Annotated in this window: 21 protein-coding genes, 1 other RNA gene and 1 pseudogene; 15 read left to right on the top strand and 8 right to left on the bottom strand. The window is 33.7% G+C overall.

Translation table 11 applies throughout. The features are described 5' to 3' along the window. The first annotated feature begins 223 nt into the window (after nucleotides 1–223). From AAGD20_RS05965 to AAGD20_RS05955, 3 genes are read left to right on the top strand one after another with little or no spacing between them, the layout of a single operon-like run. Nucleotides 224–1,396: a multidrug effflux MFS transporter gene (locus AAGD20_RS05965; RefSeq protein ID WP_341748804.1), complete on the top strand. Its 1,173-nt coding sequence runs from the start codon at nucleotides 224–226 to the stop codon at nucleotides 1,394–1,396. Nucleotides 1,397–1,398: 2 nt separating this feature from the next. Beyond that, nucleotides 1,399–2,646, top strand: a complete 1,248-nt coding sequence (locus AAGD20_RS05960) for a lipoprotein-releasing ABC transporter permease subunit (RefSeq protein WP_341748803.1) — start codon at nucleotides 1,399–1,401, stop codon at nucleotides 2,644–2,646. Next, nucleotides 2,639–3,304, top strand: coding sequence for an ABC transporter ATP-binding protein (locus tag AAGD20_RS05955; protein WP_094649560.1), 666 nt, complete (start codon nucleotides 2,639–2,641; stop codon nucleotides 3,302–3,304). The genes AAGD20_RS05960 and AAGD20_RS05955 overlap by 8 nt, the downstream gene beginning before the upstream one ends. 281 nt (nucleotides 3,305–3,585) lie before the next feature. Here AAGD20_RS05955 and AAGD20_RS05950 read toward each other — a convergent pair. From AAGD20_RS05950 to rnpB, 6 genes and pseudogenes are all read right to left on the bottom strand, one after another. Further along, nucleotides 3,586–4,933 (bottom strand): annotated as a pseudogene (locus AAGD20_RS05950) (methyltransferase). A 187-nt stretch (nucleotides 4,934–5,120) separates the two neighbouring features. Next, complete coding sequence (recJ, locus tag AAGD20_RS05945) at nucleotides 5,121–6,914, bottom strand: single-stranded-DNA-specific exonuclease RecJ (protein ID WP_341748802.1); 1,794 nt, start codon at nucleotides 6,912–6,914, stop codon at nucleotides 5,121–5,123. Between the two features lie 273 nt (nucleotides 6,915–7,187). Further along, nucleotides 7,188–8,057: a hypothetical protein gene (locus AAGD20_RS05940; RefSeq protein WP_341748801.1), complete on the bottom strand. Its 870-nt coding sequence runs from the start codon at nucleotides 8,055–8,057 to the stop codon at nucleotides 7,188–7,190. A 99-nt stretch (nucleotides 8,058–8,156) separates the two neighbouring features. Beyond that, a complete protein-coding gene (locus AAGD20_RS05935) occupies nucleotides 8,157–8,519 on the bottom strand; it encodes a hypothetical protein (RefSeq protein ID WP_341748800.1) in 363 nt (120 codons plus the stop codon). Nucleotides 8,520–8,637: 118 nt separating this feature from the next. Then, nucleotides 8,638–10,080 (bottom strand): palindromic element RPE2 domain-containing protein, encoded by a 1,443-nt coding sequence (locus AAGD20_RS05930; protein WP_341748799.1) that lies wholly within the window; start codon nucleotides 10,078–10,080, stop codon nucleotides 8,638–8,640. Nucleotides 10,081–10,279: 199 nt separating this feature from the next. Further along, nucleotides 10,280–10,678: RNase P RNA component class A (rnpB, locus tag AAGD20_RS05925), an RNA gene on the bottom strand. Nucleotides 10,679–10,812: 134 nt separating this feature from the next. Between rnpB and AAGD20_RS05920 the strand changes: the two genes are divergently transcribed. The 8 genes from AAGD20_RS05920 to nuoE all read left to right on the top strand — a co-directional run bounded on the left by AAGD20_RS05920 (nucleotide 10,813) and on the right by nuoE (nucleotide 18,117). Beyond that, on the top strand, nucleotides 10,813–11,511 hold the full coding sequence (locus AAGD20_RS05920) for a hypothetical protein (protein ID WP_341748798.1): 699 nt from the start codon (nucleotides 10,813–10,815) through the stop codon (nucleotides 11,509–11,511). A gap of 27 nt (nucleotides 11,512–11,538) precedes the next feature. Continuing rightward, the gene (gene dnaK, locus AAGD20_RS05915) at nucleotides 11,539–13,428 is read left to right on the top strand and encodes a molecular chaperone DnaK (RefSeq protein ID WP_341748797.1); all 1,890 of its coding nucleotides are present in this window, start codon (nucleotides 11,539–11,541) and stop codon (nucleotides 13,426–13,428) included. A gap of 269 nt (nucleotides 13,429–13,697) precedes the next feature. Next, nucleotides 13,698–14,834, top strand: a complete 1,137-nt coding sequence (gene dnaJ / locus AAGD20_RS05910) for a molecular chaperone DnaJ (RefSeq protein ID WP_341748796.1) — start codon at nucleotides 13,698–13,700, stop codon at nucleotides 14,832–14,834. Between the two features lie 101 nt (nucleotides 14,835–14,935). Then, on the top strand, nucleotides 14,936–15,223 hold the full coding sequence (locus AAGD20_RS05905; RefSeq protein ID WP_341748795.1) for a hypothetical protein: 288 nt from the start codon (nucleotides 14,936–14,938) through the stop codon (nucleotides 15,221–15,223). A 154-nt stretch (nucleotides 15,224–15,377) separates the two neighbouring features. Next, entirely contained in the window at nucleotides 15,378–15,977 is a 600-nt protein-coding gene (gene lspA / locus AAGD20_RS05900; RefSeq protein WP_341749474.1) for a signal peptidase II, read from the top strand. After that, on the top strand, nucleotides 15,978–16,229 hold the full coding sequence (locus tag AAGD20_RS05895) for a DUF3035 domain-containing protein (protein WP_341748794.1): 252 nt from the start codon (nucleotides 15,978–15,980) through the stop codon (nucleotides 16,227–16,229). Between the two features lie 218 nt (nucleotides 16,230–16,447). Next, nucleotides 16,448–17,623, top strand: a complete 1,176-nt coding sequence (nuoD, locus tag AAGD20_RS05890; RefSeq protein ID WP_341748793.1) for an NADH dehydrogenase (quinone) subunit D — start codon at nucleotides 16,448–16,450, stop codon at nucleotides 17,621–17,623. Beyond that, the gene (nuoE, locus tag AAGD20_RS05885; protein WP_094649218.1) at nucleotides 17,620–18,117 is read left to right on the top strand and encodes an NADH-quinone oxidoreductase subunit NuoE; all 498 of its coding nucleotides are present in this window, start codon (nucleotides 17,620–17,622) and stop codon (nucleotides 18,115–18,117) included. Before nuoD ends, nuoE begins: the two co-directional genes overlap by 4 nt. Nucleotides 18,118–18,855: 738 nt before the next feature. Here the strand turns inward: nuoE and AAGD20_RS05880 are convergent. Together AAGD20_RS05880 and AAGD20_RS05875 are read right to left on the bottom strand one after the other, a co-directional pair. Continuing rightward, complete coding sequence (locus AAGD20_RS05880; RefSeq protein ID WP_341748792.1) at nucleotides 18,856–20,127, bottom strand: IS256 family transposase; 1,272 nt, start codon at nucleotides 20,125–20,127, stop codon at nucleotides 18,856–18,858. 72 nt (nucleotides 20,128–20,199) lie between these two features. Then, nucleotides 20,200–21,054: a hypothetical protein gene (locus AAGD20_RS05875; protein ID WP_341748791.1), complete on the bottom strand. Its 855-nt coding sequence runs from the start codon at nucleotides 21,052–21,054 to the stop codon at nucleotides 20,200–20,202. Between the two features lie 201 nt (nucleotides 21,055–21,255). Here AAGD20_RS05875 and AAGD20_RS05870 point away from each other — a divergent pair, with 201 nt between their 5' ends. From AAGD20_RS05870 to AAGD20_RS05855, 4 genes are all read left to right on the top strand, one after another. Beyond that, nucleotides 21,256–21,501, top strand: a complete 246-nt coding sequence (locus tag AAGD20_RS05870; protein WP_341748790.1) for a type II toxin-antitoxin system RelE/ParE family toxin — start codon at nucleotides 21,256–21,258, stop codon at nucleotides 21,499–21,501. After that, nucleotides 21,488–21,643 (top strand): hypothetical protein, encoded by a 156-nt coding sequence (locus AAGD20_RS05865; protein WP_157905664.1) that lies wholly within the window; start codon nucleotides 21,488–21,490, stop codon nucleotides 21,641–21,643. Before AAGD20_RS05870 ends, AAGD20_RS05865 begins: the two co-directional genes overlap by 14 nt. Then, nucleotides 21,640–21,762 (top strand): helix-turn-helix domain-containing protein, encoded by a 123-nt coding sequence (locus AAGD20_RS05860; protein WP_133062932.1) that lies wholly within the window; start codon nucleotides 21,640–21,642, stop codon nucleotides 21,760–21,762. The genes AAGD20_RS05865 and AAGD20_RS05860 overlap by 4 nt, the downstream gene beginning before the upstream one ends. 154 nt (nucleotides 21,763–21,916) lie before the next feature. Beyond that, nucleotides 21,917–22,432, top strand: a complete 516-nt coding sequence (locus AAGD20_RS05855) for a pyrimidine dimer DNA glycosylase/endonuclease V (protein ID WP_341748789.1) — start codon at nucleotides 21,917–21,919, stop codon at nucleotides 22,430–22,432. The last annotated feature ends 39 nt before the right edge of the window (nucleotides 22,433–22,471 follow it).

The raw sequence follows: 22,471 nt of genomic DNA, 5'->3' as shown, positions 1-22,471 counted from the left end.
GGCTGGTATAGGATATTTTCTATACCAGCTCTTTCTTTCGACACTGTAAAAAGTGGTATCATTTCTGGACATTTCGTCTTCTTGTCATTCTCCCGTTTCATTCTTTAGTTATAGCTGAATTCTTGTTATTTCTGTGGAAACAGACCTGCAAAATAAGTTGAAAAATATTAGACATGTTTCAAATATAATATATATTCATTTTTAAATTCAAAAGTGTGGTTTTATGAATTTGTTTATTGCTATTATAATTATGGAAATTTTGGCTGGGGCTGAGGTAGATTTATTTGTCCCTAGTTTTCCAGATTTACAAGATACCTTTAATATTTCTACTTTTAAGGTCGAATTTTTACTAGGAATAAATCTTATAGCCCATTGTTTCACAGCTCTAATTGTTGGAAATTTAGGAGATAGGTTTGGTAGAAGAGTAATTATTCTTATAGGTCTTGTAATATTTGTGATTGGCAGTGTATTTTGTCTGTTTGCCATCGATTATTATATGATATTATTTGGTAGATTCCTGCAAGGGGCTGGTATATCTGGAGTAGCAGTGCTTTGCTATCTAGTACTTGCTGATATATATTCGGTCGAACAACAACAACGAATGGTGGGTACTTTAAATGGTACTATTAGCTTAGCTATGGCTTTTGCCCCGGTAGTAGGAAGTTATGTAAATTTTTTGCTTAGTTGGCGAGGGAATTTTGCTATACTGTTAATATTGGGAGTCTTGTGTTTGATAATCGGCATATTATTTATTCCCAAAGGGCAGGCAAATGATAATGTAAAAATATCCCTAAGAGAATATAGCGTAGTCTTTAAGTCCCAAAAAGCTATCTATTATCTAATAACTCTGATTTTTTTATTTCAAGCTTATTGGGTGTTTATTGCTATTTCTCCTATCTTGTATATGCGAGATTTAGGGGTACCTATTCAACAATTTGGTCTATATCAAGGAGCATTGGCAGCAATATTTTCAGCTTTTAGTTTTAGCAATGGCTATTTATTAAACAAGTTTGGACAGAAAAAATGTTTTTTCTTTAGTATTGCAGCACTGGTAGCTTTTATAATTGCTGCTATAATTTTGATTATACTTAAAACTAATGATCCATTAACAATAACAATAGTAGTACAATTAGTGGCAATTGGTAGCATATTTCCTTGTAATATATTATTACCTCTTGCATTAGATAGCATACCAAATGCTAAAGCCAGGTTTAGTGCTATATTTACCTCAGGAAGATTGATTATTACAGCAATATGTTTGCAATTGGCTAGCTATTTTTATCAGGGTAATTTTACGTCATTAGCAATTGTTATGTGTATCACTATAGTCATAGCATTGATTTTCTGTTATAAACTATTGCAAGAAGATAAGATTTTTAATGAATCTGAATTATAATAATGATAAAAAATAATTTTATTCTAAAAGTAGCAGCCCGATATTTTAGAGCCAAGAAGAATGAGAAATTTGTTTCTATTATTTCTGGTTTTTCTTTGATCGGTGTAACCATTGGCGTTGCCGCATTGATCGTGGTAATGTCCGTTATGAACGGTTTTCATTATGAATTAACTAAAAACATTATTGGGCTTAATGGTGACATTAGCATAACCCCATTATCACGTTTTATAGCAAATTATGATGAAATTAACAAAAAGTTACTTAGTAAAAATTATATAAAACATATTTCTCCAAGCGTTGTGGGTCAAGCTCTAGCCCTAGGTAACAGAGCAAATAGTGGTGCGGTAATTAAAGGTATAGATTTAAGTGAACTAAAATATAAAAATCAGATTTTACAAAATGTTAATACCGGAGATTTTGCTGATTTTTCTGGTAAAGATGTGGTGGCAATTGGTAATGAACTTGCTTATAACCTAGGAATTCAAGCAGGAGACAAAATAAAATTAATTTCTCCTAATTCAATTTCTACTGCCTTTGGTAGTATGCCTAGATCTAAAGAGTTCATGGTTGTGGCTACTTTCACTAGCGGTGCATATGATTATGATGCGGCAACTATTTTAATGCCACTTATTGCTGCACAAAATTTCTTGTCTTTTGGTGAAGTTATTAATCTAATCGAGGTAATAACAATAGAACCGAGTAACGCGGGAATTTATGCTTGGGAGATACAAAATATTTTAGGCTCAAAATTACGAGTGATAAGTTGGCAAAAATCGCATCTACAGTTTCTAAATGCTTTAGCTGTTGAAAGAGTAGCAATGTTTACTATTCTTTCCTTAATTATTATGGTAGCAGCCTTTAACATCGTTTCTAGTTTGTTTATGTTGGTTAAAGACAAAACTTCGGATATTGCAGTACTGCGTACTATTGGTGCAAGTACTAGACAGATTATGCTTATTTTTATTTGTAACGGCATGTTTATCGGTGTACCAGGTACTGTTTTAGGTATAATATTGGGTACAAGCTTTGCTTATAATATTCAGTCTATTAAAGATATTTTGGAAAAAATAACTGGTACTAAAATTTTTGAAGCAGCAATTTATTATTTATATAGTCTACCATCGAAGGTAAAAATGGAAGATATAACATTAGTGGCAAGTATTTCTATAGTTTTATGTTTTTGTGCAACAATTTATCCGGCATATAAAGCTGCTAAATTGAATCCTGTGGATGCCCTTCGTTATGAATAAAGCTGTATTAACATTAAAAAATATTTCTAAAAAATATCAGCAGGGAAAATCTATTGTTGAAGTATTAAGTAATGTTAACTTAACTGTAATGCAAGGAGAATTAGTTGCCATAATAGGTTCTTCTGGTAGTGGTAAGTCAACTTTACTCCATATAGCTGGTTTACTTGATACCCCGAATAGTGGTGTGGTAGAAATAAATTCCATAAATTATTCCCAGAATTATGCTCATATAATAAGATTGCATAATATAGGTTTTATCTATCAACGACATCATTTACTCAAAGATTTTACTGCCTTAGAGAATGTAGCAATGCCGAAATTGATTGCTGGTAATAATCGTAAATCCGCTTTCAGGGAAGCAGAAGAGTTGCTAGTAGAGTTAGGGCTGGCTAATAAAATACATAACATGCCGGGTGAGTTATCTGGTGGCGAACAACAAAGAGTAGCTATTGCCCGTAGTTTAATTAATAATCCTCAAATTATTTTAGCTGATGAACCTACCGGTAATCTAGATCCTAATACAGCTAATGAGGTTTTTAACTTATTACTCAAAACTGTTAATCAAAAGAATACTTCTATTATTGTGGTAACTCATAATCATGAAATGGCAAGTAAAATGCATAGAGTATATCAATTAAAATATGGTGAATTGTTATAGTCAATTAACCTGAATTAGTGCCGAATATGCACCCCAAAAGTCATTGCGAGGAGCCGCTAAAAGCGGCGACGCGGCAATCCAAGAAAAAGCGATTAGAAATAGATTGCTTCGAAGGCTTACGCCTTCTCGCAATGACGCTTGAGATGCATACATGTCATTGCGAGACCATGTAATGGTTGAAGCAATCCATTACTAGATTGCTTCAGAAGCTTACGCCTTCTTGCTAATATACAGCACGATGGGTGCTTATTCGGCACTAATTCAAGTTAATTGACTATACTTTAAGAAAGTTTTACTGATTTGTCATGAAGCAACATAATCCCTGTAGTAAAAAATGGATCAAATATAGTCTTTACTTCAAACAATAATGCTTCGTTAGTAATTTCTTGTTGCAATTCTTCTCTAATTAAATCAAACATCTCCTGCAAACTTTTACCACCATCTATCATTTGTTTAAAAACATATTTAGTATATTTAGAAACTGGTATAGTAATCTTGACATCTTTTAACAATGAATTATTTAACGTAAAATTAATGACGTTGCCAGCTATCAAAGCACTAGCTTCCATGTGATCATAAATTTGTTTAGCAATACCCGCAATACCATAAAAATATGGTACATTATCCAAATCATCAAGAGTAGCAATGGTATCTTTTGCATTAGAAGCAAAAAAACTATGTTTAATGATATTGCCAACCATTAATTCACAAATTGCTTGCTGAGTTATTATATCCATCCTCTTAATTTTTTGCAAAAGAGAGAAATCACTAATATAATTCTCAATTCTTAGAGCTAATTTTTCGCTAACATCAGAAAATTCAACAAAATTCAAACCTGCATTATGGATAAATTCGTATAACTCGGGAATGGAATAAGCCCTATCTTGTTTATGCAAGAACATATCATATAATCCTATATCGCCAAAAAAAAACATGGTCTCTTAATAGTTCTTGCCCACGTATATACCAATTAGTTGCAGGGAAGCCAGCCATAACAGCTTTGGCATTCATTATTTCCTCTACCCTATTGTTAACACCCTGATTTACCATTTTCATAATATCTTGTACTTGATATAGTCCAGTACGACCATATTTAGCATAGACCATTACTCCAACTGCTCCGTTGGCAGTTAAAGATTCCTGTAAAATTTTTAAACCATCGGGAGGGCTTTTTAAATGGTGTAATACTCCTGAGCAATTAATATAATCAAACTTGCCTAAATTAAGCTTTGGGATATTTAAGATAGAATCATATACCCATTTAATATTGGTAAGACCACGTTTCTCGGCACGTTTTTGTGCGACCTCCATACTTGGCTTACTAAAATCTAAATATACCACTTCAGCATTTTTATTTTTTAGCTGCTCTGCCATGTATATAGCAGAATCACCAGTACCACCGCCAGCAATTAATACTCGAAAACCTGAGTTAAAATCTTTTTTACCTCGATATAAATAATGATTTAATTCCCCCAAAAATTCACCAGTAATAGCCAGTAATCTTTTTGTTTCATCCTCAGGATCTCTATAAGGATAGGGGTAATCTTGATAATGTTCTTGAACTACAGCAAGATCGCTTGTTGCTTCGATAGAAGAATTAGTCCGTGTTTTTAGTTGCTTAGTTGCCATAGAAAACTTATATATAATGGTTAATTATGCTCCTTATCTAAACGTCATTGCGAGGAGACCATAAGGTCGACGAAGCAATCCATTCTTATGTTTTTTCATCATTTTGGATTGCTTCGTCGCCACCAAAGTGGCTCCTCGCAATGACTTTCAAGATAGGAGATGTACAAACTCATATTAGTAGAAAAAATCATATTATCAAGTCCTTTATTTGTAATTGTATAGTATGACGTTCTTGCCAGCTATTGACTTTTAATGACCCAATCACGGAAATATTATAAGACTTAACATTAAGCAATATATTCTCTATTGGACTAGACACGGCATTAAAAGCAATAGCAGCAAGGGCTTTAGAGCCAAAAGCTTCCTTAGAAGGGGCTAGCAAACATTTTATATGTTTACCACCAACTATGTCAGCTTTCAAAACAAAAAGGTTAGAGAATTTAAATATTGGTTCAGGATTTCCCTGACCAAATGGCTCAAGTTTACTTAGCTCATCCATTAATAGCAAATTTACACTACTAGTAGTGAGCTCAGCATCATATTCTTCGCCTATAAGATCATTCTGATTATTCATATCACTCTTAAAGGCGTGATTTAAGAATTCTTGCAACTCTAGTAATTTTTCTTCTAATACTGTAAATCCAGCAGCCATTGAATGCCCCCCGCCAACTACAATTAACTCTTTAGTCTTGGCGTTGATAATTTTACTACCAAAATCAACATTTTTGATAGAACGGCAAGAAGCCTTACCTATTCCATCATTTAAAGCTATAACTGACACCGGTTTATTAAATTTTTCCTTTAATCTTCCAGCGACAATACCAATCACACCCGGATGCCATCCTTTACCAATTATAAATAATGAGCTATCATTTTCCTGAGTTAAAGCTATTTGAGTAGCTTCCTCTATCATTATCAGTTCTATTACTTTCCGCTCATTATTATGTTTCTCCAACTCCTGTGCTAATCTATTTGCTTCTATTGGACATTCGGTAGATAAAAGATTAGCCCCTAATGATGATTTACCAACTCTTCCACCAGCATTAATCCTAGGTCCCAAGACAAATCCCAAATGATAACAGTTTGGTTTTTCATTTAAGCCAGCAATATCACATAGGGTTGTCATACCTAAATTTTTTCTTTGCTGAAGGATTTTTAATCCTTGAGTAACAAAAGCACGATTTAAGTGAACAAGCTTCATTACATCGCATACCGTACCAAGGGCAACTAAATCTAAATACTGCATTAAGTTAGGTATAGTAATATCATCCCTACCACTAATGTCATGGTGATTGGCAAAGAAATTTTGTTTTTTTAAATCAGATAATAAGGCAGTAGCAAATAAAAATGATACTCCTACAGCAGCCAGATACTTATAATCGCTGGTTTCATCAATACGATTCGGATTAACAACGGCAACAGCCTCAGGTAATATATCACTACTAATGTGATGATCGATCACTATCACATCAAGCCCTACTAGTGCTGCATGTTTCAGAGCCTCATGTGCCATTGCTCCGCAATCTACAGTAATAAGCAGCTTAGTTCCATTATCCTTAATTTTTTGCATAGCAGCTGGGGTTGGTCCATATCCTTCAGCAATTCGGTCTGGAACATAAATATCAACATTTTGCCCCAAATCTCTAAATAGATTCTTAAGCAATGATGAAGAAGTAGCCCCATCAACATCATAATCAGCAAATATGCAGATTTTTTGTTTATTTATAATGGCTTCTATAGCTCTATCTACTGCCTTTTGCATATCAAGTAAATGAAAAGGATTGGGCAGTAAATTCTTAATCCTAGGTGATAAAAAGTCAGCCGCTTGTGCTAAGTTCTCCAGGCGAGGAGATAGAACCCTAGCTAGAAAATCACTAATTCCTACAGAACGACAAAGCTCTAGAACAGCATCCTCGTTGACTAATCGCTGCTGCCAAATTTTGCCATTTACTGAACATTTAGATTCTAGTGCTATTGACATGTAGGGTAACCTTATTAAAAAGTGTAAAATCTAGTTATATAGTCAATTAACCTGAATTAGTGCCGAATAAGCACCGCTGTCATTGCGAGAAGGCGTAAGCCGACGAAGCAATCCATTTTAATCGTTTTTTGGATTACTTCGTCACCACTAAAGTGGCTCTGAGCCATGACGCTAAGGCTAAATACTAATCGGATTTATAACATTGCCAATTCAAGTTAATTGACTATATCTATAATATAACAGATTTTTATGCTCCACTAATAGCTGTTTTCATTATTTTTGCGATGTTTTGCAATATCTAAATTTCAGATAAATTGGCAGGCTAAATAATGTTAACACTCTTATGACATAGTAGTAACGGTAATCACATGCCATAGTAGCAAAAAGTAATACTACCGAAAAGACAAGACCTATCGCAACAATATAAGTTAAAATAACCTTCTCAGGATTATTAGATTGTTTATTTGTTAAAATAGCTGCTAAATACACAAATATTAGTATAAAACTAATAAAGTTCTTAGTTATTAGCCTTGGAAATGCTTTTAAGTAGACTATCACTAGATCTTTTACATGATTTTTTTTAAGATAAATGCCATATTTTTTAGCTTCATTAGGATCAATAAATAAATCGTCACTATAATACTCTGCACTCTTCATTAATAAGATGAAATTCTTTATACGATGTTTAAGAAAAGCTAGTGGATAATGGGTTACAGCTTTTACATAACTAGATTCCAGCTCTTGTAGCTTTATAGGGTCTGATGTTGAATTATAAATTCGATCATCACCAAAAACTAAAGCATTAACTAAAGTCGGTGTATAGAGGGATTTAAGCTTTTCAAAACTATATAAATTTTTATCTTCTTTGACATAATCTGGTAGTAAATCATCATTATCTATTGCAACAATCACCCCTGCTATGTCAAATAGTTGGCGTAATTGTTTTGCATGACTATCCGTGGAAAAATGCTTAGCAAGATAATTATTCCCCTCTATTATTACTAAAGAAAGAATAATAGTTACTATTATCCTAATAAACCAGTTAGCTTTAAGAGAAACTGATAATACAAACAAAATTAAAATTGGGGCAATAAATTGTGCTTGAAATTTAACACCAACAATATAAAAAATAACTAATAACAATCCAATAGCTGCCAAATAAGATGGTCGTTTTTGATGATAGCTATAAAAAATACAACTAGCTATTACAAAAAAACTACCTAAGCCAAACCCTATATCTTTCTAAATTACACCGGATTGAGCTAATATATTTGGAAGAAATGGTATTACAAAATAAAGATATCTATATTTATTTTGTCGATCAGCATAAAAAAGCAATAATACCCCACCCCACAACAATACTAAATGCCATAATAGCATTATCTGTGGTCCTTGATAGATATGATTGAGTAACGACCATATCATTGACATTAAAGGTGGATGATGAGAAAAATAATTTCCACTAATACTTTGTTCATATTGAGAAAAGCTATCAACCGTCATTCCACCAGGATAGGCTGATAAAAAATGAAAAAACATTAAAGCAAAACATAAAATTATGGGATAATATTTACGCCAAAATTTTGTATAAAAAATATTTTTCATAATTTAAAAATCCTTGAGATATTATAAATTCCCGCCTATACGCATAGACATCGGTTTAAGAAAACAATAATTGAAAAACCGTCATTGCGAGGAGACCTTAGGTCGACGAACTACGTGCCTACACGGGAATGAAATTTGTTACTTTGCAATGTCTGAACTTCAGATAAATTGGCAAGCTAAATAATGTTAACACTCTTATTACATAGTAGTAACGGTAATCAGATGCCATAGTAGCAAAAAGTAATACTACCGAAAAAACAAGACCTATCGCAACAATATAAGTTAAAATAACCTTCTCAGGATTATAGTCAATTGATGAGAAGTTGGGGACGTCGTCGCTCAATGCTCGCCTATTACTTATAGGTGTCGCTCCATCGTTCCTAGCCCCAAATTCTCCTGAATTGACTATATCAGATTGTTTATTTGTTAAAATAGCTGTTAAATAAACAAATATTAGTATAAAACTAATAAGGTTGGTTGTTAAAATCCATGGATATTTTTTTAAATATTTTGTTATCGCCTTTTTTAAGTGATTATTCTTAATATCTATATTATGTTTTTGAGCTTCGGTAGAATCAATAAAGCCATAGTGATAGAATCCCGTGTTGGTCATTAAAAAAGCAAAATTAATCATTCGATGTTTTAAAAAAATTAAAGGATGGTACATTATAGCTTTTATATAAGCAGACTGCATCTCTTGCAATTTTATAGGGTCTGATGTTGAATTATAAATCCTAGCATCACCAAAGATTAATGTATCAACCCACTTTGCAGTATATTGTGCCTTGAGCTTTTCAAAACTATATAAATTTTTGTCTTCTTTAACATAGTCTGGTAATAAATCATCATTATTTATGGCAACACTCACTCCAGCAACATCAAAAAATTGAGGTAATTGCTCTGAATGACCCTCTGTAGAAAAATATTTAGCAAGTGTAATATTACCATATATGATTATTACGGAAATAATACTAGTAGCTGTTATTCTTATCAAAATATTAGTTTTAAGATAAACTGACAATATAAACAAAATCAAAATTGGTACAATAAATTTAGCTTGAAATTTAACCCCAACAATATAAAAGCAAATCAATAATAATCCAACAACCACCCAGAAAGGTGCTGTTTTTTGTCGATAAGTAAAAAAAATACAAGTAGCTATGCAGAAGAAAGTACCTAAGGCAAAAACTACATCTTTCCAAATTGTTGCAGATTGAGACAATATATTAGGCGAAAGGGCAATTACCAAATATAGATATCTATATTTATTTTGTTGATCTGCATATAGAAGTAGTAGTATTCCACCCCATAAAAATGCTAAATCTACCAATAGCATCAATTGTGGATCTTGATGGATATGATTAATTAACGACCATACTATTGACATTAAAGATGGGTGATGAGAATTATAATTTCCACTAATACTCTGCTGATATTGATCAAAACTATCAGATGACATACCACCAGGATAGGCTGATAAGAAATGAAAAACCAGTAAGATGAAGCATAAAATTATAGGATAATATTTATGCCAAAATTCTGTATAAAAAATATTTTTCACAATCTTAAAAATCCTTGAGATAATCTATTCTTATGGAATGGATTGCTTCAACCATTACATAGTTTCGCAATGACGTATATGCATCTCAAGCGTCATTGCGAGACCACGCAAGTAGGTAGTGGCAATCCATAAAGCTTGTCATATTGCTTCGTCACCACTAAAACATCTCCTCGCAATAACCTTTGGGTAAAAGTCTTATAAAAAATGATGGTCTATAAGCCGGATTTTGTATAGATAATATTTCTATTATTTATTGCAGTTATTTATCTAGGATAAATGTTACAATTTACCTCAAGCGATCTACCCGCACTACTTCTAGCCAGAGATGCCTAGGAACACGTAAGTTCTGTAGTGCCTATTTGATCTTGCTCTTGGTGGGGTTTACCATGCGTAGCTTGTTACCAACCTACCGGTGTGCTCTTACCACACCATTTCACCCTTACCAAACTATATTATAATTTGGCGGTATATTTTCTGCGGCACTTTCCCTAAAAGATTACTCTCCCGCTGGACGTTAACCAGCACCATATCTCTGTAGAGTCCGGACTTTCCTCGTAAATTCTAGTATAGATTTTTACGCAACTGCACGACCATCGAGGTGATTATGTTTTAATATATTTGCCTAGTCAATGATTTTTTACTAAATTTTTTTACCAGATCACTTAGTGCTAGCTAAAAAGATGCTATTATTGACTTATGCAAGAAGTATAAGATAATAAAGGTTATAAATTTATGGTAGTAAGTATAAAATTTGCCGCTGAGTTACGGGATAAATTACATGGTTTAAATCTTTTTAAGCCAGAACATTTACAATTTTATCAAGAAATGGCACTTGCTTTTATTAAAGGCAATGAAAATGAAATATTACAAATATATAAAGATATTAAAGGAAATAAGACTATAGGGATAGGTTTTAATATGGATAATCCCGAAGCAAGAATTGTTTGGCAGGCAATATTTCAGGGGTTGATATCATTTGATAAAGTTTATAATGGTCAGCAAACTATTACAACTGAGCAATCTCGAATGATATACGACTATAAGAGTGCTACTAATCGCATCGAACTAAAAAATATTTATGGTAAGTCTTGGGATAAGCTAAAACCTAACGAGAGGCTGATGATTGAGGATCTTTATTGGAATGGTGGTAATAAGTTAGTGGGTAAGTTTACAAAATTTTTTCAGCATATGAGGCTTTATGCTGAAAGTTCTAAGTTAAAATATCTAGAGCAAGGATTAATCGAAGTAAGAGAAGGTTCTAATAAAGAAAAGATTAGGGGAATTCAAAATCGTAGAAATGTGCAAAGTGAAATAGGTGATTCGTCCAAATGCCTTACTCTACTCCCATATGTGGGTATTCTCATGATTTTTTTCATCACCACCTCTTGTAAAATAGATTGTAAATTACTATATCAGAACTTGTTAAGTTGAATTGTTTAATCGGAATTAGGAGTGTATATGGCAAAAATTATAGGTATAGATTTAGGAACAACAAATTCCTGCGTTGCAGTAATGGAAGGGAAAGAACCGAAAGTTATAGCAAATGCCGAAGGAGTTAGAACGACTCCCTCAATGGTAGGATTTGCTAGCGGTGGTGAAAAATTAATTGGCGAACCAGCAAAGCGTCAAGCTGTGACCAATCCAAATAATACTTTATATGGCATTAAAAGATTGATAGGTAGAAGTTTCTCTGATCCTATGGTTAAAAAAGATCAAGACCTTGTACCGTACCAAATCGTAAAAGCTGCTAATAATGATGCTTGGGTTGAAGTTAACGGAGAAAAATATTCACCTAGTCAAATTAGTGCTTATATTCTGCAAAAAATGAAGGAAACAGCTGAAAATTATCTTGGTGAAAAGGTAACGCAAGCAGTTATTACTGTACCAGCATATTTTAACGATGCACAACGTCAAGCAACCAAAGATGCTGGAAAAATTGCTGGTTTGGACGTATTACGGATAATCAACGAACCAACAGCCGCAGCTTTAGCATATGGTTTTGATAAAGCTGAAAGCAAAATAATTGCAGTTTATGATCTTGGTGGCGGTACGTTTGACGTATCAATTTTAGAAATAGGTAACGGAGTATTTGAGGTTAAATCTACCAATGGTAATACTTTCCTTGGTGGGGAAGATTTTGATTCGAGAATTCTAGATTATTTAATCGATGAATTTAAGAAAGAAAGTGGTATGGATTTACGCAAAGATCCTTTAGCTTTACAGCGTTTGAAAGAAGCTGCCGAAAAAGCTAAAAAAGAATTATCATCTGTACCGCAAACCGATGTTAATTTACCATATATTACAGCTGATAGTTCAGGTCCTAAACATTTAAATATAAAATTTACTAGAGCAAAGTTAGAATCCTTAGTGGCAACGCTAATTGATTATACAATCGAACCATGTAAGAAAGCTTTAAAAGATGCTGGGCTAAAAGCCTCAGATATTCAGGAAGTAGTGCTAGTTGGCGGTATGACTAGAATGCCAAAAGTTATTGACAAGGTAAAAGAATTTTTTGGTCGCGAACCACATAGAGGAGTAAATCCTGATGAAGTCGTAGCTCTAGGGGCTGCTATTCAAGGTGGGGTATTAAACAAAGAAGTTACTGATATATTATTACTAGATGTTACCCCTTTATCTTTAGGTATTGAAACTCTTGGGGGGGTATTTACTAGGCTGATTGATCGTAATACAACTATTCCTACCAAGAAAAGTCAAACATTCTCTACGGCGGACGATAACCAACATGCGGTAACGATTAGAGTATTCCAAGGTGAACGGGAAATGGCAGCTGCTAATAAGCTACTTGGGCAATTTAATCTGGATGGTATTCCTCCTGCCCCACGAGGAGTACCACAAATTGAAGTAACCTTTGATATCGATGTTAATGGTATAGTTCACGTTTCTGCCAAAGATAAAGCTAGTGGTAAAGAACAGAAAGTAACTATCCAGGCTTCCGGAGGGCTTAGTGATGCAGAAATTGAACAAATGGTCAAAGATGCGGAAAAAAATGCTGATGAGGATAAAAAGCGTCGTGAATTAATTGAAGCTAAAAATAATGCCGATAGCTTGATTTATTCAACTGAAAAGACTCTAAAAGAATATGATGGTAAAATATCAGTTAGTGATAAACAACAAGTAGAAAATGCTATAACAGAGTTAAAGGCAGCTTTAGAGTCAGATAATCTTGAAGAAATTAAAGCGAAAACTGACACTCTTATGGCAGCAAGCATGAAAATTGGAGAAGCTATGTATAAATCTCCGTCGGAAGATGATAGTAATACAGAAGCTAAGGCAAGTGATGACGATAAAGTAGTTGATGCTAATTACGAGGATGTAAGTAATAAGTAATTATTATGCCATTGCGAGCTATCGTAGGTGGCGTGGTAATCCATTTTTTCTGGATTGCTTCGTCGACCTTACGGTCTCCTCGCAATGACAGTTTCTCAATTATTATTTTCTTAAGCCTATGTGCAATGACATGTATGCATCTCAAGCGTCATTGCGAGGAGGCGTAAGCCTCCGAAGCCATCCAGAAAAAATGGATTACCACGCTCATATACGTTCGCTCGTAATGACGTTTTGGCTAAAAATAAAATTTAAAATAAGATATCCTTATTATGTCTACAAAAGATTATTACCAAGTACTTGGAGTTAATAAAACTGCTAGCCAAGCAGAAATAAAAAAGGCTTATCATAAATTAGCTATGCAATATCATCCTGACCGTAATTCACAGGATCAACAAGCAGAAAAAAAGTTTAAGGAAATAAGTAGTGCTTATGATGTACTAAAAGATGAGCAGAAAAGAGCAGCATATGATCGTTTTGGACATGAGGCTTTTCATAATTCAGGAGCAGCATCGTCAGCTGGAAGGCAGGCTTCTAGAGGGGGAAATCATGATTTGAATGATATATTTGGTGAGTTTTTTAATGATTTTATGGGTGGCGGGGCAAGAAGGTCGCACCAGTCCACTAGCGTTAGAGGTTCAGATTTAAAATATGAAATCACAGTTACTTTGTCAGAAGCATTTCGTGGTATCGAGAAAAATATTAGTTTTACTAGTGAAGTAAAGTGTTCACCATGTAACGGTAGTGGTTCAGAAAATAATGATACTGGCATGACCAAATGTGATACTTGTGGAGGACGCGGGGCTACAAGAATACAACAGGGTTTCTTTACCTTAGAACAAACTTGTGCAAAATGCCAAGGTGCAGGGCAAATAATTAAAAATCCATGTAAAAAATGTCATGGTCAAGGGCGTCATTTACAACATAGGAATTTATTGGTAAATATTCCAGCTGGTATTGAGGAAGGCACAAGAATAAGACTTACTGGTGAAGGAGATGCCGGAATGCGAGGAGGCAGTAATGGAGATTTGTATATTTTTGTTACTATTAAGCAACATGACCTGTATAAAGTTGATGGAATTAATTTGCATTGTCGACTACCTATTAGTTTCATTAAAGCTATTTTAGGTGGAGAAGTAGAAGTACCAGACATAGAAGGTGGTAAGGTAAAGTTAAAAATACCAGCCGGCACACAAAATGGCGAACAACTAAGACTAAAAGGCAAAGGTATGTCTAAGGTTAGATCAACCATTAGAGGGGATATGTTTGCCCACATCCATATTGAGATACCGAAAAATCTTACTAAAAAACAAAAAGAATTACTAGAGATGCTAGATACAGAATTGTCAAACGACAAAGATGAAGATGATGCTAGTTTTTTTAACAAAATGAAAAACTTATGGTCATAAAATTTGATTTTTTAATGGTATTGTATTATAAAATGTATTATATGAGTGTAGATATTCAAATGTAGTATTTGGGTATGTTCTAATGTAAAAACAGGGGATTTATGAGAAAAACATCTAACTCAGAAGAAGAACTAAATATAACAATTTCTTCAGAAACAACAGTAGGATTTCAGAGTATTGAGCCAGGGGCAAATCAGGCGAGTGTACAAGTAATCTTACCAGTAGTCTTACCAGTAGGCTTACCACAACAAGCAAATTCTTTAGAAGCACTAAAACATTATCTAGGAAGCTCACTAACATTTCTTAATGCTGAACATTCTAGTAACGAAGAGCTTGGTGTAAATGTAACTGGTGAAAACTCTGGGAATACCGGCAATATTAGTGAGTAGTTTCTTTAGTCACAACTGTTGAAAAGTAAAAGAGGAAGTGGTTTTAGATCGGGTAATTTAAAAATCCCGAGCATTTTGCTATGACTTTTACATTGCCATGACTGTTTAGAATCTAATAACCAATATTTGCGGTAAGATTGTTTGTAATATGCATATACCATTAACATTAAAAAGAATATTACTAATTATTCGTCAAAATAGCCGTATAGTTATTAAATTGGTAATTATAGATCAATTAGTAAAATGGTGGTTTATAAATTATCTAAGGGGCAAAATTGGTCTAACCATGAAAGTAACAAGCTTTTTAGATATAGTTTATAGCTGGAACCATGGTATTAGTTTTGGAATGTTCCGAAATTATTATCAGTATAGCAATATGTTGTTTATAGTTATTAATTCTGTTGTTATAATATATTTATGGTATATCTTATTAAAATGTAAGACAATGACAGGCTTTGTTGGTTATAGTTTTGTCATTGGTGGGGCTATCGGTAATTTGATCGATCGTTTTGTTAATGGGGCAGTATTTGATTTTATTTATTTTCATTATCAAGATTTTGGTTTTCCAATATTTAATCTAGCTGATAGTTTCATTTCATTAGGAGTAATATTTTTGATACATGATTATTATAAAACTAAGAAAATTGTTGAACAACAACAAGACATTAAATATAATCACACTATGATACAAGCTGAAGCAGATAGGATCCGTGAGCTTGCTTTTAAGGAAAATATAAATTTAAAAGGAGATTAAGTGCGTATAACTTTTTGGTTATTTGCTACTGTAATAATGTTATCTGCATGCAGTAAAGAAGTAAAAGAAACAATAGGAATTGTGACCCCTGGACCTGATGAATACAAGGTAGGACGCAACAAAACTCTAGAAATGCCTCCTCACTATGACTTACCTGCTATTAAAGTAAAAGATAAAGAAAACTCTAAATCGTCTTCTCCAGAAACTCTTACTGAGGGTGAACAGGCTTTGATAAAAGAAATAGAAAAATAAGATTAATTATATAATTTTTTCACTTTTTCACTTAGTGGACAGAAATTTTGGTATATACTCAAAAATATATAGATAATTAAATTGACGTCTATTACAAGGCTGTCACCCCTGCTTTGGTGTGGGGTCTTAGATTCCGCACCGAAGTGGGAATGACAAATTGAGCAGTACTATTCAGGGCAGCTATATAGAGGACAATAATTGCCGGAGTTTAAAATAAGGTGAGTGATAATAATAAAAATGTTGTACTGAATTTTGGACCACAACATCCAGCTACCCATGGAGTTTTAAGATTAATCTTAGAAATGGATGGTGAGGTGATCAATAAAGCAGATCCACATATTGGCTTATTGCATCGTGGTACTGAAAAATTAATTGAGTATAAAACATATCTACAAGCTATACCATACTTTGATCGATTAGATTACGTATCGCCAATGTGCCAAGAACACGCCTTTGCCTTAACAGTTGAAGGATTACTTGGCTGCGAAGTTCCAAGACGAGCTCAATTTATTCGAGTGATGTTTTCTGAACTTACCCGTATCCTTAACCACATCCTTAATATCACAACCCAAGCTCTAGATGTTGGTGCTACTACCCCTCTATTATGGTTATTTGAGGAACGTGAAAAAATTATGGAATTTTACGAGCGTGTGTCTGGTTCTAGAATGCATGCAAATTATTTTAGACCTGGTGGCGTTGCCCAAGACTTACCAGATGATATATTAGAAGATATTCATATTTTTATTCAACAATTTCCTAAAAAATTACAAGATGTTGAAACCTTGTTAAATGACAATAGGATTTGGAAACAACGCCTAGTAGATATCGGAGTAGTAAGCCAAAAAGAAGCTATGGATTGGGGGTTTTCTGGTCCAATACTACGAGGCTCAGGTATCGCATGGGATCTTAGAAAAACCAATCCGTACGATGTATATGGTGAACTAGATTTTGACATACCAATTGGCAAAAATGGTGATTGTTATGATAGGTATTTGGTTCGCATTGAAGAAATGTACCAATCACTTAAAATTATACAACAATGTCTTGAAAAAATACCGAAAGGTAGTATTAAAACTGATGACCCTAAAATTGCTCCACCATCAAGAAAGCAAATGAAAGAATCGATGGAAGCAATGATTAATCATTTTAAACTTTATACTGAAGGATATAACGTACCACAAGGCGAGATATATCGATTTGTTGAAGCCCCAAAAGGCGAGTTTGGGGTATATTTATACTCTGATGGAAGCAACAAACCCTATAGATGCCGTATTAAAGCCCCTGGATTTGCTCATCTGCAAGGTTTAGACTTTATGTCGAGAGGCCATTTGATGGCAGATGTGGTAACTATTATTGCCAGTCTTGACATTGTTTTTGGAGAAATTGATCGATGAATGATGAACCAGTAAATTTCAGTTTTAATGATGAAAATTTAAAAAAAGCTCAAGATATTATTAAGAAATATCCTGAAAATAGACAGAAAAGTGCGATCCTACCGTTACTTGACCTTGCCCAACGGCAAATGAATGGTTGGTTACCTAAAGCATCGATAGAGTATGTGGCAAATTTTCTAAATATACCTTTCATCAGAGCTTATGAAGTTGCAACATTCTATACCATGTTTAATCTACAACCAGTAGGACGATATCACATACAAATTTGTGGTACTACCCCCTGTTGGCTAAGGGGTAGCGATAAAATTGCTACTATCTGTAAGAATAAACTGGCTATTAATTTCGGTGAGCTAACCAGCGATAAAAAGTTTAGCCTTACAGAAGTTGAATGTTTGGGTGCTTGTGTTAATGCACCAGTTGTCCAAATCAACGATGATTTTTTTGAAGAGTTAGATGAAGAAGGCATGGCTAAGTTAATTGATAGCCTTGCTTAAACTCTTGAGGAGTAGAATTTTGGGCTAGGAGCGATGGAGTACATAAGCGTCAGTTTAAGAAAACAATAATTGAAAAACCGTCATTGGCGAGGAGACCGTAGCACAACTGTTGAAAGTTAGAAGGTAAAGCGGGTTTTAGATAGGTTTTCTGTCATTGTGAGACCACGCAAGTAGGTCGTGGCAATCCATCTTTGGTTACTTTTATGGATTGCTTCGTCGACCTACGGTCTTTCTCGCTAATAGACGTTGACCACATACGACTTTTAAACTATCCGGTCTAAAACCGCTTCCTCTTCTGACTTTCAACAGTTGTGGAGACCGTAGGTCGACGAAGCAATCTAGTTTAATGAATAATGGATTGCCACGACCTACTTGCGTGGTCTCGCAATGACAGAAAACCTATCTAAAACCCGTTTTACCTTCTAATTTTCAACAGTTGTGGCGGGAATGACAAAGGAGCCAGGTGTCATAAAATAAACAGCTGGGAATCTGAAATTGACTCAATACCAGATTCCAGCTGTAACAGATAGGTAAGTTAAACGTTTATAGAACAGAGCTAACTGGCCCTAGATCTAATACCTCTCCAGAACAATCTACTTTGTCTTGTACCTCACCGCTATCAACAGGAACAAAAGTAGATACTTCAGATACTGAAGCATTAGTAGATGAGAAAATATCACTAAATCTATCAGCAATATGACTAAGTCTATCGAGTCAATCATTTATTTTGTGTAAGTTCTATTTTTTACATTCCAATAAATCATATTTAAAATCACCACAAAGTATTTCAAATTGATTCAAAGCTAATGACCAATCTTTTATGGGCATAGTCCATTTTTTAGATGCATTTTGCAGAGCTAAAAATATTATTTTCTGAATTGATTTATCATCTGGAAACACCCCCTTATTTTTGATGATTTTTCTAATTTGACGGTTGACAGATTCAATGGTATTTGTTGTATAAATTACCTTTCTTATTTCCTCAGGAAAAGCAAAAAATGGGATTATCCCACACCAATTACGTTGCCAAATATCAGAAATTACTGGATATTTTTTGTCCCATTTTGAACTAAATTGTTGAAGTTTTAGACTTGCCATTTCTTCATTATTTGCTGTATAAATTTGCTTCAAATCTGTGGTCACCTCCTTTAAATCCTTATATGAGACATACTTCACTGAATTGCGAACCATATGAACTATACATAACTGTACTATAGTCGCAGGAAATATGCTACTTATCGCTTCCGGAAAACCTTTTAGACCATCAACACAAGCAACATAAATTTGTTCTACTCCTCGATTTTTTAACTCAGTAACTACTTGCATCCAGAATTTAGCACCTTCATTTTTTCCTACCCAAATACCCAGCAACTCCTTCTTTCCTTCTATATTAACAGCAATCGCTAAATATACTGCTTTATTTATCACTACCTGGTTATCCCTAGACTTAACGTGAATACAGTCTAAGTATAATATTGGATAAACCTTATCTAAACCTCGATTTTGCCACCTAGTTACTTCGTCTATTACTCCATCGGTTATTGTCGATATTAAATCACCGGAAACCTCAGTTTGATATATTTCTTCCAAATGACCTCGAATTTCACTGACTGTCATTCCTCGACCATAAAGTGAGATAACTTTATCGTCAAATCCACTGAATCTTCTCAGCCCTTTAGGTATTAATTTCGGAACAAACTCTCCTTCTCGATCTCTTGGTACTTCCAGAGTAACCTTCCTACCATCATCATCAATTATTGTCTTTTCATAGCTACCATTACGACGATTATTATCTACTTTCGGCATTTTACTATGCTTTGAATAACCTAATTCATGCTCTAGTTCACTTTCTAATATTTTTTCAACTATTTGCTTTTTTAGTTGTTGAAATAATCCTTCTTTGCCAAACAACTTAGATGGATCGGCTTTTGATAATAATTCTTCTACTAAATTATTACTTATATTATTATCTTTTAGTTCTAATATCTTCTTTTTTATTTTTTCTGACATATTTTACCTTTTTATAAGTTGTTTTCTTACAGTACTTCTTACTGCTTACTTTTGCAACTTACACAAAGTATATTATAGACTCAGTCTATCAGCAATGCTATGACAAAAAGAGGAAAATTTATTATAAGAACTTAAGCTGTTATTATCAGTTACCTTTAATTCAACAGGTTCTAAGCTACTAGTAAGTGAATTAGAAGAATTTGCAGATGAGTAAAAACCCTTTAATGAATCTGTTGTTTCTACTTTTATAAATTTAGGGATATCAATGTTACTACTGATCTCATCAGAAAAATATGTTGTATCTTCACCACCTAATTCGCCTTCTCTATATGATTCATCTTCGCTATCTAATTCGTCTTTTCTATCTGATTCGTCTTCGGTCTCAACAAGTTTAACTTCTTCCTTAGTATTATCCGCATTCTCAGAAGGAGACAAAACTTCCTTATCACTTACTGGTTCTGTAACTACAGTTATTTCACTTACAATATCAGTAGTGTCAGTTTCTTTATTGTCGCTATTACTGATAACATCAGAAGAAACTTTAGGTTCAGTAGTAACGGGTGAAGAGACTGCAGAACTAGCACCCCAACATTTAACATTTCCATCATTAGTCCAACTTTTTATCAATATTTTTACAGCTAAATCATTCTCTATTTTCTCTATATCAGTTAATCCCTTCTCAGGACCACAGAAGCTTTCCAGATTTTCCTTCTTTGCCGCTTGGAGGAATTTCGTATTCTCAGCTACTAATTTCTTATACTGATCGTTAGGTAAACCAAAAGTAGTTGTAGATGTTTCAGTTGAAAATGTTTTCAATGACCCTAAATTTGCTGATTTTTCATTAGCTAATTTCGCCTTCGTCTCTTTAAACCATTCAGTATTCTCAGCTTTCCATTCTTCATATTGCTTTTTAGATGAACCAACCATAAATTTTTTCCTAATAAATAAATTTGTTAATAAATACATAACGACATTTCATCCGTCTGTTCCGGTTTATACAGCGTTTTTATAATATTGCAAGTACTATTTTCATTTATTTTAAAATTAGTTAAATGACTGACTGATTGACCTTACAAAATTTTAAATAATTGCTTGCCTAAGAAGAAAACTTAGTATCTCACCTTATGCATGGCGTCATTGCGAGAAGCTACTTTAGTAGCGACGAAGCAATCTAATGTCAAACCTATTGAAGGTAATTTGTGGGAAATAAGGCTAAATGGAAAAGTAAATATAGCAAGATCAATCTATTTTTTAGCTCATAAGAAAAAAATAGTTATTCTTCACACTTTCATAAAAAAGACTCAGAAGCCCCCTAAAAAAGCATTGTTAATAGCAAAACAAAGAATAAAGGAAATAAATTATGATAAAATATGAATCATTAAGAGAAAAATTACTTGCTAATCCTGAAGTAAAAAAAGAATATGAAGCATCTTCTCTAGAGTATGAAATATCTTATGCTTTAATATTATCTAGAATTAAGGCTAACATGACTCAAGAAGAGGTGGCAAAAAAATGAATACCACCCAATCTGTAATAGCACGTTTAGAAAGCGGTAAACATTTTCCAAGTTTAAAAACAATTTATAGATATGCTATTGCAATAGATAAACCGATTAATTTACATGTACAACCATAGTATAGCCAATTCAGGAGAAGTAGATAGCAGGAACGATGCCTATAAGTAATAGGCGAGCGACGAGTGATGACGTCACTAACTTCTCATCAATTGACTATAGTGAGGAATCTATGCTATAGCTAATATAAACCTATTTATTTTATTGATAAAAATTATGAATATTTTTGTTACTAATAACTGTCCTATAATATCTGCCCAAGCCTTGGATAACAAACGGGTAGTTAAAATGGTTTTAGAGACAGCCCAATTGTTAAGTACCGCCATATTCATTAATAGTGGTGTTACTTATCAGCATATCTACAAACCAACTCACATGAAGCACCCATGTACTATCTGGGCGGCATTGAATATTGGCAATTGGGACTGGTTATTTCAGCATTTTTTAGCATTATGCGAAGAATATAGTTTTCGTTATAACAAAAAACATGCGACTACAAGGTTATTACCATATTTGTTAGAACATAGAGCTGATATTCAAGATGGCATAATAACTCCATTTGCTAATTGTACTAAATCAGAAAGTATGCAGGTGGATTTTAAGCATATTAGCGATCCTTGCGAAGCTTATAGAAAATATCTCAATGCAAAATGGCACTATGATAAATTACCACCGAAATGGATTAACAGAGAACCACCTTTATGGTATAACCCCCTATTTCTCATCAATTGACTATATACTGCAAAAATAATGAAAACAGCTATTAGTGGA

The sequence above is a fragment of the Candidatus Tisiphia endosymbiont of Sialis lutaria genome (assembly GCF_964026535.1).
Classification (GTDB): Bacteria; Pseudomonadota; Alphaproteobacteria; order Rickettsiales; family Rickettsiaceae; genus Tisiphia.
The sequence above is the reverse complement of the archived record's forward strand: the minus strand, read 5'-3'. Positions and strand labels throughout refer to the sequence as shown.